Source organism: Vibrio pomeroyi (assembly GCA_041879425.1).
Classification (GTDB): domain Bacteria; phylum Pseudomonadota; class Gammaproteobacteria; order Enterobacterales; family Vibrionaceae; genus Vibrio; species Vibrio pomeroyi_A.
Genome location: CP090854.1, coordinates 2,119,346 through 2,138,088, shown reverse-complemented (window position 1 = coordinate 2,138,088; position 18,743 = coordinate 2,119,346). Strand labels below are relative to the sequence as shown.

At 42.8% G+C, this 18,743-nt stretch carries 10 protein-coding genes; 7 read left to right on the top strand and 3 right to left on the bottom strand.

Annotation, left to right across the window (positions count from 1 at the left end; translation table 11 throughout):
* Window positions 1–314: 314 nt before the first annotated feature.
* From L0992_09445 to L0992_09425, 5 genes are all read left to right on the top strand, one after another.
* Entirely contained in the window at window positions 315–2,393 is a 2,079-nt protein-coding gene (locus L0992_09445) for a DUF4962 domain-containing protein (GenBank protein ID XGB65948.1), read from the top strand.
* Window positions 2,394–3,078: 685 nt separating this feature from the next.
* On the top strand, window positions 3,079–3,960 hold the full coding sequence (locus L0992_09440; GenBank protein ID XGB65947.1) for an NAD(P)-dependent oxidoreductase: 882 nt from the start codon (window positions 3,079–3,081) through the stop codon (window positions 3,958–3,960).
* A gap of 1,173 nt (window positions 3,961–5,133) precedes the next feature.
* The gene (locus L0992_09435) at window positions 5,134–7,005 is read left to right on the top strand and encodes a methyl-accepting chemotaxis protein (GenBank protein ID XGB65946.1); all 1,872 of its coding nucleotides are present in this window, start codon (window positions 5,134–5,136) and stop codon (window positions 7,003–7,005) included.
* Between the two features lie 238 nt (window positions 7,006–7,243).
* Window positions 7,244–8,995 carry a polysaccharide lyase family 7 protein gene (locus tag L0992_09430; GenBank protein ID XGB65945.1) on the top strand — a complete coding sequence of 584 codons (1,752 nt, stop codon included), beginning with the start codon at window positions 7,244–7,246 and terminating at the stop codon, window positions 8,993–8,995.
* A 485-nt stretch (window positions 8,996–9,480) separates the two neighbouring features.
* On the top strand, window positions 9,481–11,049 hold the full coding sequence (locus L0992_09425; protein XGB65944.1) for a polysaccharide lyase family 7 protein: 1,569 nt from the start codon (window positions 9,481–9,483) through the stop codon (window positions 11,047–11,049).
* A 695-nt stretch (window positions 11,050–11,744) separates the two neighbouring features.
* Here L0992_09425 and L0992_09420 read toward each other — a convergent pair.
* The gene (locus tag L0992_09420; GenBank protein ID XGB65943.1) at window positions 11,745–13,547 is read right to left on the bottom strand and encodes a hypothetical protein; all 1,803 of its coding nucleotides are present in this window, start codon (window positions 13,545–13,547) and stop codon (window positions 11,745–11,747) included.
* A 193-nt stretch (window positions 13,548–13,740) separates the two neighbouring features.
* Window positions 13,741–14,601 carry an oligogalacturonate-specific porin KdgM family protein gene (locus L0992_09415; protein ID XGB65942.1) on the bottom strand — a complete coding sequence of 287 codons (861 nt, stop codon included), beginning with the start codon at window positions 14,599–14,601 and terminating at the stop codon, window positions 13,741–13,743.
* A gap of 510 nt (window positions 14,602–15,111) precedes the next feature.
* Here L0992_09415 and L0992_09410 point away from each other — a divergent pair.
* Window positions 15,112–15,963 (top strand): polysaccharide lyase family 7 protein, encoded by an 852-nt coding sequence (locus L0992_09410; GenBank protein XGB65941.1) that lies wholly within the window; start codon window positions 15,112–15,114, stop codon window positions 15,961–15,963.
* A gap of 65 nt (window positions 15,964–16,028) precedes the next feature.
* Complete coding sequence (locus L0992_09405; protein XGB65940.1) at window positions 16,029–17,066, top strand: polysaccharide lyase family 7 protein; 1,038 nt, start codon at window positions 16,029–16,031, stop codon at window positions 17,064–17,066.
* 278 nt (window positions 17,067–17,344) lie between these two features.
* Here L0992_09405 and L0992_09400 read toward each other — a convergent pair whose 3' ends face one another.
* Window positions 17,345–18,634 (bottom strand): MATE family efflux transporter, encoded by a 1,290-nt coding sequence (locus tag L0992_09400; protein ID XGB68715.1) that lies wholly within the window; start codon window positions 18,632–18,634, stop codon window positions 17,345–17,347.
* Window positions 18,635–18,743: the final 109 nt, after the last annotated feature.

Below are 18,743 nucleotides of genomic sequence, written 5' to 3'. Positions count from 1 at the left end.
AATGTTTAATAGAATGTGATGCTCGAGAGGGCATCGCATTTTTTTTGCTTTGCAAAGGTGGAACACTGCTAGGCTAGGAAGCCTGAGTTTCGCTCGCTTAGGGGGAGGGCATTGGCGATTTGATGGCGAGTATTTATGTGGATTGGGTTCGAGTAGGATCACAGGGAGCACTTGCTCTAGAGTGCAACATCAGACCTAAATCACGAAAACTGTAAAAAAGTGTTCAATCGAATCGAAACAGATTTAATTGTCCTACAATAAGACGTATATTGTTGCTAATTCCTTTCAGTCAACTTGAATATAAGTGAGTTAGAATGAGCGACCAAAAATCTCTTGATGCAATCAGGAAGATGAAGCTGGAGAATGACACTTCAGCAGGTAATCTTGTAGACCTACTCCCTATCGAAGTACAAAAACGTGACTTCGACCTATCATTCCTAGACAACTTGAGCGAAGCACGTCCACGTCTTCTTGTTCAAGCTGATCAGCTAGAAGAATTCAAAGCAAAAGTGAAAGCTGATGAAGCTCACTGCATGTTTGATGATTTCTACAACAACTCTACCGTTAAGTTCCTTGAGACAGCACCTTTCGAAGAGCCTCAAGCGTACCCTGCGGAAACAGTAGGCAAAGCTTCTTTATGGCGTCCTTACTGGCGTCAAATGTACGTTGATTGCCAAATGGCACTGAACGCGACACGTAACCTAGCGATTGCTGGTGTGGTAAAAGAAGACGAAGCGCTAATTGCGAAAGCAAAAGCTTGGACTCTAAAACTGTCTACGTACGATCCTGAAGGTGTGACTTCTCGTGGTTACAACGATGAAGCGGCTTTCCGTGTTATCGCGGCTATGGCTTGGGGTTACGACTGGCTACACGGCTACTTCACAGATGAAGAACGTCAGCAAGTTCAAGATGCTTTGATTGAGCGTCTAGACGAAATCATGCACCACCTGAAAGTGACGGTTGATCTATTGAATAACCCACTAAACAGCCACGGTGTTCGTTCTATCTCTTCTGCTATCATCCCAACGTGTATCGCGCTTTACCACGATCACCCGAAAGCAGGCGAGTACATTGCTTATGCTCTAGAATACTACGCAGTACACTACCCACCATGGGGCGGTGTAGACGGCGGTTGGGCTGAAGGTCCTGATTACTGGAACACGCAAACTGCATTCCTAGGCGAAGCATTCGACCTATTGAAAGCGTACTGCGGCGTAGACATGTTCAATAAAACATTCTACGAAAACACAGGTGACTTCCCGCTTTACTGCATGCCTGTTCACTCTAAGCGCGCAAGCTTCTGTGACCAGTCTTCAATCGGTGATTTCCCAGGTCTAAAACTGGCTTACAACATCAAGCACTACGCAGGTGTTAACCAGAAGCCTGAGTACGTTTGGTACTACAACCAACTTAAAGGCCGTGATACTGAAGCGCACACGAAGTTCTACAACTTCGGCTGGTGGGACTTCGGTTACGACGACCTTCGCTTCAACATCCTTTGGGATGCACCAGAAGAGAAAGCGCCATCAAACGATCCATTGTTGAAAGTGTTCCCAATCACGGGTTGGGCTGCATTCCACAACAAGATGACTGAGCGTGATAACCATATTCACATGGTATTCAAGTGTTCTCCATTTGGCTCAATCAGCCACTCTCACGGTGACCAAAACGCATTCACATTGCATGCATTTGGTGAAACGCTTGCGTCAATTACTGGCTATTACGGTGGTTTCGGTGTTGATATGCACACCAAGTGGCGTCGTCACACGTTCTCTAAAAACCTGCCATTATTTGGCGGTAAAGGTCAGTACGGCGAGAACAAGAACACAGGTTACGAGAACCACCAAGACCGTTTCTGTATTGAAGCGGGCGGCACAATCTCTGACTTCGACACAGAATCTGATGTGAAGATGGTTGAAGGTGATGCAACGGCATCTTACAAGTACTTCGTTCCTGAAATCGAATATTACAAGCGTAAGATCTGGTTTGTTCAAGGTAAAGTATTCGTAATGCAAGACAAGGCGACACTTTCTGAAGAGAAAGACATGACTTGGCTAATGCACACAACTTTCGCAAACGAAGTGGCTGATAAATCTTTCACTATCCGTGGCGAAGTAGCGCACCTAGACGTAAACTTCATCAACGAGTCTGCTGATAACATCACTTCAGTTAAGAACGTTGAAGGCTTCGGCGAAGTTGACCCATACGAGTTTGAAGATCTTGAAATTCACCGTCACGTTGAAGTGGAATTCAAGCCTTCTAAAGAGCACAACATCCTAACGCTTCTTGTTCCTAATAAGAACGAAGGCGAGCAAGTTGAAGTGTCTCACAAGCTTGAAGGCAACACGCTACTGCTTAATGTTGATGGTGAAACGGTTTCAATTGAACTGTAATCTGCTGAAATAACAGAAGCGATATATTAAAAACTCCGAGTGAAAGCTTGGAGTTTTTTTGTTTGTAGGGTGAAAAGGGCAACACTGTTAGTTTGGGCGAAACTGGCGATGTTTCATCGCAGTTAAAAGGCATCACAGTTTATACACACCCAGGTTAAACACATCGCAGGTTACACAGCTGCGTCACAAGCCTCTATTAAAGTGTATCCACACTCGCTCAAAGAGCGCGACAACTGCATTTGCTCGGCATTTCGATGCCAAACCAATCGATACAGGAGCAATAGCAGGTAAGGGGTTGATGAATTACGCAGATTAAGGGAGAGGGATGTTCCTGACACGTTTGAGTGCTTGTTTACAGAGAATGCTCTTAGTCCTGGACTGCTTTAATACTAACTACGTTAGTACTGACCGAAAAAGGGCCAGTGAGTTCACAATAGTTAAAGGCGTGGCTTATTCTTAATAATCGTATGACATTTAACGTATGTTATTTCATCAATAGACGAATTTTTGAGTGGGATATCGTTCCTCAAAGTACAAAGCGTGACCATATTCTCTCGTAAAGTGAATCCCCGTCACAACTTGCGTCTAAGCATCGAAGGATTACCCTAAAACTATTGCGTAACGGAAAAGACGTCGTTATTATAATGACCATATAATCATACAATACTATATTTGGAGTTTGAACATGACTAAACCTGTAATCGGTTTCATTGGCCTAGGTCTTATGGGCGGCAACATGGTTGAAAACCTACAAAAGCGCGGCTACCACGTAAACGTAATGGATCTAAGCGCTGAAGCTGTTGCTCGCGTTACAGATCGCGGCAATGCGACTGCATTCACTTCTGCTAAAGAACTAGCTGCTGCAAGTGACATCGTTCAGTTTTGTCTTACAACTTCAGCTGTTGTTGAAAAAATCGTTTACGGCGAAGACGGCGTTCTAGCGGGCATCAAAGAAGGCGCAGTACTAGTAGACTTCGGTACTTCTATCCCTGCTTCTACTAAGAAAATCGGCGCAGCTCTAGCTGAAAAAGGCGCGGGCATGATCGACGCACCTCTAGGTCGTACTCCTGCACACGCTAAAGATGGTCTTCTGAACATCATGGCTGCTGGCGACATGGAAACTTTCAACAAAGTTAAACCTGTTCTTGAAGAGCAAGGCGAAAACGTATTCCACCTAGGTGCTCTAGGTTCAGGTCACGTTACTAAGCTTGTAAACAACTTCATGGGCATGACGACTGTTGCAACTATGTCTCAAGCTTTCGCTGTTGCTCAACGCGCTGGTGTTGATGGCCAACAACTGTTTGACATCATGTCTGCAGGTCCATCTAACTCTCCGTTCATGCAATTCTGTAAGTTCTACGCAGTAGACGGCGAAGAGAAGCTAGGTTTCTCTGTTGCTAACGCTAACAAAGACCTTGGTTACTTCCTTGCTCTTTGTGAAGAGCTAGGTACTGAGTCTCTAATCGCTCAAGGTACTGCAACAAGCCTACAAGCTGCTGTTGACGCAGGCATGGGTAACAACGATGTACCAGTAATCTTCGACTACTTCGCTAAACTAGAGAAGTAATCGACTTACGACCTCGCTAGGGTATTGCCTGTCTGTTAGGCGGCGATACCTCAGCGAGGTTCGTTTTTATCTGCACAAGTCTTATCTATACGCCTGTTTGATCTCAAATCCCGCTTTATCCTCGATACCTGTTTTATCCTTAATACCAGTTTGCTCCCACGGTTTCACTCTCCCTCGTAAAAACCCGCAGCCATCAGTATTGATTTTCTCGTTCTACTCTTTTTGCTTCTTGTTCTACCCAATCAAAACTTTGCCCGTTTCGACTTTCATTTAATCTCGATTTTCAATACTGCTTGTTGATACTTCACGCCTCCAGAAACTCTTCGTTCTAGACGTGCTTTGTTATGTATCCGCTGAATCTCCATTCTCACATGATCAAATACTTAAAACCGCTACTAATACGCGATAGTTCGTAGTGTAGATCGATAACCAAAACCCGAAGCAATAATCACAAAACAAAAAAAAAGCCCACACAGCTGGTGACTATGTGGGCGTATTCGGACGAGCCGTCTGAAAAAACGAATGAACAACCTAAGTGAAGTACCGCTTAACGAGATCCCCCGACAGTTTCTACGTTAAACGTGTTCAATGACCTTAAAGCGAGACGCTTCAATTTCCACTTTGAATTGCACAAAAGCATTCAGAAAGAACTTAAGTTATGATTCAAATACACCATAACTTAAGGCTTATTGTATTACAAATAAATTTTAAGGTTGAATGCCTTGAGTGAATGGTTGGTTAGTGAAAATGTGACTTAAGGCTCACTTTCCTAGTCAGGTGACCGAAAGTGATATGAATAATTTGAGTAGAGGCATTATCGGCGAAGTTGTGAGGTAATCATCTGAAAGTTGATCAGTTTTGGCTGTCTAATCATTCCTTTCTTATCGCGTTAAAAGTTCAAACTCATAAATGATACCTATGTCACAGGGTGGTTTTAACCAGTTTTGATATATCAAGATCGCTCACAGAAAGTGTAGTTAATTAAACATACAATATTAATTAAATTGATGGTTGTGGCGATGGAACGGCATGAACAAGTTTTGCTTCCCGTATCTTCGAAAATCTTAAAAATGACCATTTCATTCGGATGAAAATAATAAACATAGGTTGATATGGATGATGAGTTTTATTAATTCAAAATTGTCTCTAGGGTTTAAAGGAAAATTGATTTTAATGGTGGCGATCGTCAGTTCTAGTGCCTTGGCATTTACTAACTGGTTCACGCTTAACTTGGCGACTGATCAGGTAAACCAAACGATTTATAACGAGATTGATCACTCGCTAACGATAGAAATTAATAAGATTGAAAGTACCGTTCAGCGCACCATAGATACGGTCAATTCCGTTGCACAAGAGTTCATGAAATCCCCATACCAAGTGCCAAATGAAGCTCTGATGCATTACGCGGCTAAGCTTGGTGGCATTGACAAGATTGTGGTGGGTTTTGACGACGGCCGTTCTTACACTTCTCGTCCTTCAGAATCATTCCCTAACGGTGTTGGAATCAAAGAAAAATACAACCCAACGACTCGCCCTTGGTATAAACAAGCGAAATTGAAATCAGGCTTATCTTTTAGTGATCTGTTTTTCACTAAGAGTACTCAAGTGCCTATGATTGGTGTGACTTACTCATACCAAGATCGCGTGATCATGGCGGACATTCGATTCGATGATTTGGAAACTCAGCTCAAACAGCTAGATAGCATCTACGAAGCGAAAGGTATCATCGTGGATGAGAGAGGGATGGTTGTCGCATCCACAATAGAAAACGTGCTTCCACAGAGCAATATCTCTTCTGCTGACGCTCTAATGAAACTCAACAAGGCCATCGAACGACCGGATCAATTCATTGAAGGTGTGATTGATGGTAATCAGCGAATCTTGATGGCTAAAAAGGTCGATATTGGCAGCCAGAAAGAGTGGTACATGATTTCAAGTATTGACCCAGATCTCGCGCTCAATCAGCTGAATGGTGTGATGTCAGATGCTCGAATGTTGATTATCGCCTGTGTATTGGGATCGGTCATATTGATGATTTTACTCCTGAATCGTTTCTACCGCCCAATTGTGTCACTGCGTAAAATTGTTCACGACCTTTCTCAAGGTAATGGAGACCTGACTCAAAGGCTTGCCGAGAAAGGTAATGACGATCTAGGACACATCGCCAAAGACATCAACTTGTTCATCATTGGCCTGCAAGAGATGGTTAAAGACGTGAAATTCAAGAACTCGGATCTTGATACCAAGGTATTAAGTATTCGAGAAGGCTGTAAAGAAACCAGCGATGTACTGAAAGTTCATACCGATGAAACGGTTCAAGTAGTCTCTGCGATTAATGGGTTGTCTGAAGCTTCAAGTGAAGTAGAGAAGAACTCACAGTCAGCGGCAGAAGCAGCGCGAGATGCGGCCGTGTTTAGTGACGAGACTAAGCAAATTAACACGGTGACAGAAACGTACATCAGTGATCTTGAGAAACAGGTTTGCACGACGTCTGATGATATTCGTTCTATGGCTAATGAAACGCAGAGCATCCAGTCGATAGTGTCTGTGATTGGTGGTATTGCTGAACAAACCAACTTGCTTGCGTTAAACGCATCCATAGAGGCGGCTAGAGCAGGCGAGCATGGTCGAGGTTTTGCTGTGGTGGCAGACGAAGTCCGTGCGCTAGCAAACCGAACTCAAATCAGTACCTCTGAAATAGAAGAGGCGCTGTCTGGGTTGCAGTCGAAATCAGATGGCTTGGTCAAATCAATTGAGTTAACGAAGAGCAATTGCGAGATGACTCGTGCTCAAGTTGTCCAAGCGGTAAACATGCTAGCGAAGCTAACGGAACAGATGGAAACCGTGAGTCGTTTCAACAACGATATCTCAGGATCTTCTGTTGAACAAAATGCGCTGATTCAGAGTATCGCTAAGAACATGCATAAGATTGAAAGCTTCGTTGAGGAGCTCAATAAGCTCAGCCAAGATCAACTGACAGAGTCGGCCGAAATCAAAACACTGAATGGCAGCGTTAGCGAGCTAATGAGTAGCTTTAAAGTCTGACGTTTCTATTAATAAACACTAAAAATCAATGTGTTAATTTTGCTTTTTAGCCTGAGAGCCACTCCAAACCTATCGAGTTTAGAGTGGCCTTTCTGCGTTGCTTTTGTCTCTAAATCCTAGGCAAAAACGGTTCATATCATCACATTTGCCGCATCTCACATTCTGATAAATAGATAATTGACATAAAATAGTACAAATATACATTGTCACTCTACTCTTATGGATAAGTGAGATAAATGTGAATAAGCCAATCCTCATCGTCGCGCTCGCTTCACTCACCTATGGCTGCGGTGGAAGCAGTTCAAGTAGCTCGAGTGATAGCGATGACTCTTCTGATAACACTAGTCCGGGCACGTCTTATGGCGTTGTTGCCCCTTATGATATTGCTAAGTATCAAAACATCCTCTCTAGTTCTGACCTCCAGGTATCGGATCCTAACGGCACGGAGGGTAACAAAACCTCTGAAGTGAAAGATGGCGATTTCGATGGTTACATCAGTGATTACTTTTATGCAGATGAAGAGACGGAAAACCTAATTTTTAAAATGGCGAACTATAAGATGCGTTCTGAGGTTCGTGAGGGAGAAAATTTCGATATCAATGAAACGGGTGTAAGACGAAGCTTATATGCGGAAATAAGCTTACCTGATATCGAGCATGCAATGGCGAGTTCACCTGCCGATCATGATGAAGTGACATTGCTACAAATACACAATAAGGGTACTGATGAGAGTGGGACAGGTTACATTCCTCATCCGTTATTGCGTGTGGTGTGGGAGCAAGAGAGGGATGGCCTCACAGGACATTATTGGGCAGTAATGAAGAACAATGCGATTGACTGTAGCAGTGCGGCTGACTCTTCGGATTGTTATGCCACTTCATACAATCGTTACGATTTAGGTGAGGCGGAACTGGATAGATTTACCAAGTTTGATCTTTCTGTTTATGAGAACACACTGTCGATCAAAGTGAACGACGAAGTAAAAGTGAATCAAGATATCGCGTACTGGCAGCACCTGTTGAGCTATTTCAAAGCTGGTATCTATAACCAATTCGAGAATGGTGAAGCGACAGCTTACTATCAGGCGCTCAGGTACACCACAACTCAAATCAATGGGTCAAACGATTGGGACATTAATGATTGGAAGCTGACCATTCCTGCAAGTAAAGATACTTGGTATGGAAGCGGTGGTGATAGTGCTGCTGAGTTAGAACCGGAACGCTGTGAATCGAGCAAAGATCTGCTTTCAAATGATAGCGATGTGTACCACAGCGATATTGATCTTTCTTACTTCAATGCCGATGAAGGAAGAATGCACTTTAGAGCGGATATGGGATATGGCACCTCTACGCAAAACTCTAGCTATATTCGCTCTGAGCTCAGAGAGCTATACCAAAGTAGTGCTCAACCAGATTGCAGCACCAGCGATGAAGATACGAGTTGGTATTTGGACGACACTAGAACCAACGCAACCAGTCATGAGTTAACCGCAACCCTGAGAATCAAGGACTATCCGAACATTAATAACCAAGACCCGAAAGTGGTGCTTGGGCAAATACACGGCTGGAAGATCAATCAAGCCCTAGTGAAGTTGCTTTGGGAAGGTGAGGGTAAGCCAGTACGCGTGATTCTAAACTCCGACTTTGAACGTAACAACCAAGACTGCGGTCATTGCGAACCGTTCAGTGTTGAATTAGGTACTTATTCGGCCAGTGAAGAATGGCGATATACGATACGTGCCAACCAAGACGGTGTGTACTTAGCAACCCATGACTTAGATGGAACCAACACCGTTTCTCATTCAATCCCATGGGGACAAGATTACACCGACAAAGATGGGGACACGGTGTCGTTAACATCAGATTGGACATCGACAGATATTGCTTTCTATTTCAAAGCGGGCATCTATCCACAATTTAAGCCTGATAGCGACTATGCCGGTGAAGTGTTCGATGTGAGCTTTAGTTCTCTTAGAGCGGCGCACTATTGAGTTTCCTGGGAGTTGAATGCGATCACTGATGCTTGAATGGTAGCACTGGTCATTAAATAGCCGCATTAATCCTGAATAGCTAGAACGGTAACTCAAAAGGCCACATTGGTTTACAACGATGTGGTCTTTTTACGTTCTGAGAGGAGGGAAGCAATCGTTGGAGCTTATCGTTGAAAAGAGTGGATTCACTGGATTCAAAACTTGTTATTTCAACTGGGTTGCTTTGGTATTGCTAGCCTATTTCGCATTCAATTTTTTTATATATTGTTTTTATCAATAGGAAGTGTGATCCAGTTAAAGTATGGAAAAATCGGAAAGTGTTCCCAGTCTCATTTATTCAATGAAATGTTTTATTTGTATTATAAGATTACGTAATATTTTCATGTTATCGCAAATACTGAGAGGGGAATCGCCTTATAGCTCGTGTTTGCTGATTTAGCTTTCACTTACGAACGCTGTCTTTGTATTATAATAATGGATTAAATATGAAACAAATTACTCTAAAAACCTTACTCGCTTCTTCTATTCTACTGGCGGTTGGTTGTGCGAGCACCAGCACGACGACTGCTGATTTTCCAAATAACAAAGAAACGGGTGAAGCGCTTCTAACGCCAGTTTCAGTTGCCGCTAGTAGCCATGATGGTAACGGCCCAGATCGTCTTATTGACCAAGATCTAACAACACGTTGGTCTTCAGCGGGTGACGGTGAGTGGGCAATGCTAGATTATGGTTCAGTGCAAGAATTTGACGCTGTTCAAGCATCATTCAGTAAAGGTAATGAGCGCCAATCTAAGTTTGATATTCAAGTGAGTGTCGATGGTGAAACCTGGACGACGGTACTTGAGAACCAACTGAGTTCTGGTAAAGCTATCGGCCTAGAGCGTTTCCAATTTGAGCCTGCAGTGAAAGCACGTTACGTAAGATATGTTGGTCACGGTAACACCAAAAACGGTTGGAACAGTGTGACTGGATTAGCCGCAGTTAACTGTAGCATTAACGCATGTCCTGCTAGCCATATCATCACTTCAGATGTAGTAGCTGCAGAAGCAGTAATTATCGCTGAAATGAAAGCGGCAGAAAAAGCACGTAAAGCAGCGCGTAAAGATCTACGCTCTGGTAACTTCGGTGTTGCAGCGGTTTACCCTTGTGAGACTTCGGTTGAATGTGATACGCGCAGCGCACTACCAGTTCCGACAGGCCTACCAGCAACACCCGTTGCAGGTAATGCACCGAGCGAAAACTTCGACATGACTCACTGGTACCTGTCTCAACCATTCGATCATGACAAAAACGGTAAGCCTGATGATGTGTCTGAGTGGAACCTTGCAAACGGTTACCAGCACCCAGAAATCTTCTACACCGCGGACGATGGCGGCCTAGTATTTAAGGCTTACGTAAAAGGCGTACGTACTTCTAAAAACACTAAGTACGCACGTACTGAGCTTCGTGAGATGATGCGTCGTGGTGACCAGTCTATTAGCACTAAAGGCGTTAACAAGAACAACTGGGTATTCTCAAGCGCACCTGAGTCTGACCTAGAAGCTGCGGCTGGTATTGATGGTGTTCTAGAAGCGACATTGAAAATCGACCACGCAACAACAACGGGTAATGCGAATGAAGTAGGTCGCTTTATCATTGGTCAGATTCACGATCAAAACGATGAGCCGATTCGTTTGTACTACCGTAAATTGCCAAACCAACCAACGGGTGCAGTTTACTTTGCACACGAAAGCCAAGACGCAACAAAAGAGGATTTCTACCCTCTAGTGGGCGATATGACGGCTGAAGTGGGTGAAGATGGTATCGCGCTTGGCGAAGTGTTCAGCTACCGCATTGATGTTAAAGGCAACACGATGACGGTTACGTTAATGCGTGAAGGCAAAGATGACGTAGTACAAGTGGTTGACATGAGCAACAGCGGCTACGACGTTGGCGGCAAGTACATGTACTTCAAAGCGGGTGTTTACAACCAAAACATCAGCGGAGACCTAGACGATTACTCACAAGCGACTTTCTACCAGCTAGACGTATCGCACGACCAGTACAAAAAGTAATCGAACCGAATAACTCTTAATATTTAAGTTATCGCAATAGCCTCCAGCCTCAGGGTTTGGAGGCTTTTTTTTGCTTGTTATTTGAGCTGGGGAAATAGTAGGCCGTTAAATAGATCAAGTAGAGGGGCTGGTGGTTAACCATATTTCTACGTTCTAAATTTGGCCTCTCACCTCTTATTCAATCGTCAACACAGCTTCCCATTCGCCTCACGTGCTTATCTTAGTAAATAGCGGTTACATGCAATGTTACTGGGAACGATAAGCTTAGGTCGCTCGTACGAGCTTGTACTTACATGTTAAGTATTCTCAACCACTCATGGCTAGGTGTTTAAGGTTGGTTTTATATCGTGATTAAATCCTAAACCCTATGCAAACAGGCTAGTTTTCGTGGTCTTGATGTAGGGAGGAGCTTACAGTTGCGACATGATTTATACAGAGCTATTTCTGGCCTTGGTTAAAAGTGATATGTGTCAAAGCAACATAAATAATTGATGACGTAGGGGAATTGAAGGGTGGATTTGTGAGCTTTCGAGGTTTGAATTTGGTATGAAATGACAAGTCTCTTAAAGGAGAGAGTAAGTGGACTATCTGCGAGTTAGTTTTTGCCAAATGAACGATTTGGTTAAGTCGAACACAAATAAAAATGCCGTCACTAAGACGGCATTTTTGACAGAGCTTTAGGTTTATTTAACTTACTACTCAGCGTTCAGAGGATCTTCAGCAACAACCGCAGAGAATGTACTTGAGTTGTATGGCGATGCACTTAAATCTGCGCCAATACTGTAGTTCTCGTAGTCATCAGAAAAGATTTCAGTCGTGCCTGCTGTATCGGAATAAACCTTGTAGTCGTCGACGTATAAAGTTGTATCTGCTGTTCCACCGTTTGATGAGAATTTAATGGTTGTCGCAGTTACTTCCACACCTGGAGTAGTGTTTTGTGACGTATAAGGACCATACTCTGTACCATTGACCTTAACGGTGTAAGTACCAGCAGCGCTCAAGCTTGATGTGTCCCAAGACATCTCAAGGTCAATCCATGTGCCTGGAGTGAATGTCGTTACTTGAGTGCTTTCGCCACGGAGTGTGATTTTCCCTTCATCAATTTTGAATTCTCCGATCAACGAGCTGGTAGAGTTAGCTGTATCAAATAAAGAGACATACGCAGACTCGGTTTCAGCAGCGTCATAGTACATCGAAACTTTATGCGTACCTGTCGTCATGCCTGAATCAAACTTATAACGCAATTCTCCGGTGTCACCTGTATCTTGGTCGGTAATTGCGGCAACTTGGTTGTCGGTTGGCTCAGATGGATCTGGGTCTACTGGCTCTTCACCACTTAAATTAATAACCGTAGCTTCAGAAGTACTGCTGTTATATGGGTTGTTATTTAAGTTATACCCAGCAGAGTAGTCGTTAAAGTTGTCTTTGAACTCTTCAACATACTCTCCAGTAGACTCATCAAGTGAGTATACTTTAAGGTTGTCAGCAATTAGCTCATATGGCGTTACTCCACTGTTTGTACCTAGACGAAGGGCAATAACTTGAACTTCACCTGAGCTATTTGATGAGACCGCTCCAGTATAGGTTTCACCATTGATGGTAAAGGTATGTGACGTTGGCGTCCAAACCACCTCGACAGTTGCATCAAACGTGCTGTTTGCATCAAAAGTACCGCCAGTCGCAGTTAGTGAACCAGAAGCATCGCGGAATTGAATAACACCGTCACCGATCGCTATGTCACCGTGATGATAAGCGTTACTTACTTTATCGTTCTCATCATTGGTTGAATAAAGCGAAATATAAGAGTTGTTCTGACCTTCATCAACTTGAGTGCTATCTGGATTAATCTGGTAGGTTAGATCAACCGTTAACTTACCTGAAGAAATCGTTTTGCCTACCGTAGAACTAGTGTTTAAGATCTTAAGTCTCAACTCACCAGTATCATCGGTTAACGTATCTAAAATTTGAGCGGCATTGTTAACACCTGAAGCTTCATCGGCTGTGTCTGCAGAGCCGGTAACTTCAGTATTATCGCTGTGGTCAGTACCTGAGACCGGAATGTTACCGCCGATAGCAAGACCACCGTCAGCAGCGGAGTAGTCGCCATCTACAGATACCGTACTTACCGTACCGTCATCATTGAATAGCGTAAAGGCGACTTGACCTGAAGTTTCATCTTCAATTGTCTCTTCATAAGTGGTTTCAAATCGTTCATATTCACCAAGTGTGGCATCAGCTGAATTGTCAGTGTAGTAATAAAGTGTCTCACCATCTGCTGAGAAGCGATATACGTTGGGTAAATCAGTACTACTCGATGACGAATAGGCTGCTGAGAATGCTGCGGTATCAGAAAATTCCCAATAACCATTTAATAATGCTGAGGTCGGTGTTGCAGGATCGGTAGAACCATCCGTCGGAATAGGTAAACCATCACTGTTACAACCAAATAATAAGCCTGTCGAAAGGGCGACAGCAGTAGCGACTTTAGAAATCTGCATAAAATATTCTCTTTATGATATTAAATCCATATGTAAATCACATAAGAAATAGATAATGAATAGTCGTTAAATATTTTATTAGGATAAAGCTAATATTAATTAGAACATCCTATTCTTTAAAATAAAGTAATTAAATATGCCCCAAAATTTTACAAGAGGAGAGGGGTGCTTTAATAAATTGACTATTTTCTAATTAGAATGAGTAAGCAACGCCAACACGGTATTTTGCTTCGCGATCTTTAGAAGACGAACTGATATCAGATGACCAGATTTCAGCAAAAGGTTTCCAAGAACCGAATTTGTAGTTAACTTTTAAGCCTGCATCCCATTCCCAGTCATCGCTGTTGTAAAGCAGTACGTTATCCAAAGATTTCACGTAGTTTGCTTCGTAAGAAAGACCAAGTTTAGGCAGAGATTCAATTTTGTAAGAACCCGTTAGTGTGACTTTTGATTTCTGTGCTGATTCTAAACGCTCACCAGTCTCTGAATCTTTGTCACCAAATTGAGTGTGATTACGGAAATCAGCATACTCGTGACGGTAACGAATGGCTGTTGTTAGGCCCATGTCTGCTTTATAGCCAACACGGAATTGAGGTTTGTAAGTGACTTTTTTCATCTTCCAGTCACCGCCGTTGTAGTTCGGCTCATCCCAGTCCCAAGCGATTGGCATACCAACTTGTAGGTACCAGTTGTTATCAACCTTGTAAGTTGCGGTATTTTCGACTTCCATGCCGTAGATGTACCAGTTGCCATCATAGAAGCTTTTACTGTTCGCTGATTTAACTTCGCCAGAGTCTGCGTCGTAGTAAGAGTCGTCAGTATGGAATTTAACTTCAAGGCCAGTTGAGTGCTTCCACTTATCAGATAGCTTAAAGCTGTGGCCTAGTTTCACGCGGTGCTGGTGGCGAGCGTCAACATGAGCTTCATCTCCGTTAGTTTTTGTATAGTCAGTCGCTGCACGATACTCATAACGGTAATCAAGTGTTGTTGCTGATGCCATGCCTGCAAATAAAGTTGTTGCCACTGCGATAGCAACCGTATTCATTTTTTTCATCATTACTCTCATATTTTTAGATTTAAAATTAAGTAAAGGTAGGGTTTTTCTTCCGAGCCACTCAATAACTCATACAATAATCTTATATGTTAAGTTTATGAAAAACCGTGAGCTAGGTTGCAATGCGAATAAATTGGATATTGACTGGTTTGTTAATTAGGTTGTGAGTCACTGATTTTTGGAATGCTATATACACAAAACAGCACAATTTGTTAATTATGGTTGCTTGTGGTTAACAAATTTAACTTTTTACCGCCTGTTTATATCAAAACGTTATGAATATCCCACTTTCAGTGCTGTGTTTAATGTCAATAATGACAGCCCTCTCAATTTTTCAATGTTGCCGAGAAATGCAAAATCCATGTGATAAAATAATACAAATGTTTTATGGGTTAATGTGGCGATATGTGACTCCCAACTATCAGATAAATCGATTTTTTATCTTTTGGGGTGTTCTGTTTTTTGGTCGCCATGCTTTGAATGTTTATCCAATGGATGGTTAAAAGAAAAATGAAAAACCTAGTATGTTTGGCGATAACAGCGTCACTTTCCCTCGGAGCGCATGCTTCTGATATGGGAGCTCCTGCTGATTACAGTCAGTTTCAAGACATTCTCAAACTCTCTAAGTTGCAAATGTCTAATCCAGAAGGCAAACCTGGAAACAAGAAAGATTATGCGAGCAAAGGCAACTTTGATGGCGTTGTGTTTGAACACTTCTATGTAGATGAACCCACTCAAGCACTGGTCTTTAAAATGGCGGGTTACAAGAATCGCAGTGAGATTCGCGTCAATGACAACTTTAAGGTCGATGAGCCTAATAAGTACCATCATCTGAGTGCAGAGCTTATGCCCATTAACCCTCGTGACTCTGTAAAAAACAGCGAAAAAAAACGTGATGAAATGACGTACCTGCAAGTGCATAACAAAGGGACGTACTACGACGGAAAGCCAGGTTCTCATGGTGAAGGGTATATTCCCCATCCTTTAGTTCGTGTGGTTTATGACGCAGACCGAAGTGGTAAGACAGATTGGTATTGGGCAATTATTAAAAATAATGCTGTTAACTGCAGTTCAAAGAGTGGAAATAAAGGCTCAACGGAATGCAAAAAGGCTTATATAAAATTACCACTGGGCCCAATAGCTGAAAAAGGTACAGATAAGTTCGATATTTATGTCGGCAACCAAAGGTTAATTATTAACCATAACGACAGCACTGTTGTTAATCATGACATTAGTTATTGGAAAGATATGGTTAGCTATTATAAAGCGGGCGTTTATAACCAATTCAAGAATGGTGAAAGCGAAGCTCACTTCTACAATTTAGTTTATTCAATTAAAGATTCACCTGTTATTACCAACTAGGTTTCTTACACCTAGTTAATATTAATGGGTTTACAAATACTCGTTTGTTATTAAGGATAATTTGGATGTTCAAAAAAAATATGCTTGCTATAGCTTTGCTATCAGCAGTTCCTATGGTGTCGTTTGCAAATAACGGTGTGTCTTATCCAGTTCCCGCTGATAAGTTTGATATGCGCAATTGGAAAATAACGATCCCTTCAGATATTAATGAAGATGGACGTGTTGATGAAATCGAAGGGGTAGCCATGATGAGCTACTCACACAGCGATTTCTTCCACCTTGATAAAGACGGTAATCTCGTCTTTGAAGTACAAAACCAAGCGATTACCACGAAGAACTCGAAAAACGCACGCTCTGAGTTACGCCAAATGCCACGCGGTGCTGATTTCTCAATCGATACAGCGGACAAAGGAAACCAGTGGGCATTATCGAGCCACCCTGCAGCGAGTGAATACAGTGCGGTTGGTGGAACATTAGAAGCGACACTAAAAGTGAATCACGTTGCGATTAACGCTAAGCACCCAGAAAGGTACCCAGTTCACTCCGTGGTTGTCGGTCAGATTCACGCGAAGAAACACGATGCTTTGATCAAAGCAAAAACAGGTTACGGCCACGGTAACGAACCACTAAAGATCTTCTATAAGAAGTTTCCTGATCAAGAGATGGGCTCAGTTTTTTGGAACTATGAACGTAACTTAGAGAAGAAAGATCCTAACCGCGCTGATATTGCTTACCCAGTTTGGGGCAATACTTGGGAAAACCCAGCAGAACCTGGTGAAGCGGGAATTGCTCTAGGTGAAGAGTTCAGCTACAAAGTGGAAGTGAAGGGTACAATGATGTACCTAACATTTGAAACGGCTCGCCACGATACCGTTAAGTATGAAATCGACTTGAGCAAGGGCATCGATGAACTCGATTCGCCAACAGGCTATGCGGAAGATGACTTTTACTATAAAGCGGGTGCGTACGGTCAATGTAGTGTAAGCGACTCTCACCCAGTTTGGGGCCCAGGTTGTGCTGGCACTGGCGATTTCGCTGTCGATAAAAAGAACGGTGATTACAACAGCGTGACTTTCTCTGCACTTAAGCTGAACGGCAAATAGCACATGTCATAACCAATAGGCTAGCCGGGTTAACAAGAAGCTAGCCATGGTAGATGTTTTCTTAAGACCACTTAAACGAATGTTGAGTGGTCTTTTTGTTTTATATGAGTTTTAAACCAGCGAGAGCGTATTGAAGTTTATTAATGAAAGGTACAGCTAAAACAAAACAACCTTGCCAAAGGACAAGGTTGTATTTAGAAAGCCTAGACAGATATTAGATATCTTTTAGAGATCACTCTGACCCTTAGAGTCAATTTGAGATGAACGACATACCATCACTAGTCATACATCAACTCTTTGGCTTTGTCAGCATCAAACTCTTTAAGAGATTTGCGTGCCAAATGACGGAATGGGAAGGCTTTGACTATTTCTTCGAATGGCTGGATAGCGAAGGCCCAAAAGATAGAGCCGTCTAATCCAAAGATGATCAATGCGCACAATGGAATTGAAATTACCCATTGACCTGTAAAGTTGATTTTGAAGACTGCGGTCGTTTTTCCTAGTGCTCTTAATACATTCCCATGAACCGTGTTGTAGCCACGAACAATCGGCAAGAATATATAGAGTGGGGCGATAACGGCCAATGCTTGATAGGTAGACTCATCTAAGTTCGGGTAAATGTCACCAATGACCAGACTTAATCCTGCGAACAAAAGTGCACAAACAAAAGAAATGACGACTGCAATATCGATACTGGTATCGACGTTTTTAACTAGGTCATCCATCTTTTTGGACCCAATCGCTTGGCTGATAGTGATTGCGGAAGAGTGAGCCCAAGCGGTAATAAATTGAGAGACAGCCCTTATCCAAGGCATCACCAAGGTAATCGCTACGTAAGCGTTGATGTTAAGTTGCGAATACAACAATTGGTATATCGTTGCGCCAATCAAAAGCATGGTCACGTTCGCTGCTACGGGGAATATCTCGATAAAGTGACGGCGAACGTTTGTAAAGAACTCAGATCGCTGAGCATCTAATTTGAGTGAAATCGCAGAGCTTAAATGCACGCACAAAACCAAATACAGCAAGCGGATCGTTATTGCAATGATGCTGCCTAATGCGGCGCCTTGTACACCAATGCCTTCAAAATTGGAGAAGCCATGAATCAGCACATACGAGAGTACAGCATTGATAGGCAGTTCAATTAAGTAACCTTTAAATGGGACTTTGGTTCTGCCTAGCGCATTAAATAAAGCAATGATCACTTGCGTCAATGCTGTGAAAATAACGATGTATTTCGAGATATCTAGATAGCGGCTGATTTCTGAATGAAGAGAAGCGTCATCTGTTAATGCTTGAATCAAGGGTTGTTCGAAAAAAGTAAGTAGAAGCCAAAACAGTGTTGCCACGCCAAGGTTGATAAATAACCCTGCCCAAAATGCTTTAGACAATGACGCGGCGATGCCAGAGCCCACTGCACGGCTTAATACTAACTGAGTGCCGTTTGCCAGCGCCATTTGAATTCCCAGTACAAATGCAACGATAGTCGTCGCAATCCCCATTGCAGCTAAAGGGATTTCACCAAGAGGAGAGACAAGCAGTGTGTCGATCATCAACATCGACTGCATCAAGATACCGTTTAAGGCTAGGGGCCAGGCGAGAGAGAAGTTTTTCCTTACGTACGATTGCGAAGACACAAACAACACCTTATGTGTATAACCGTAAGCTTTCTCTGAG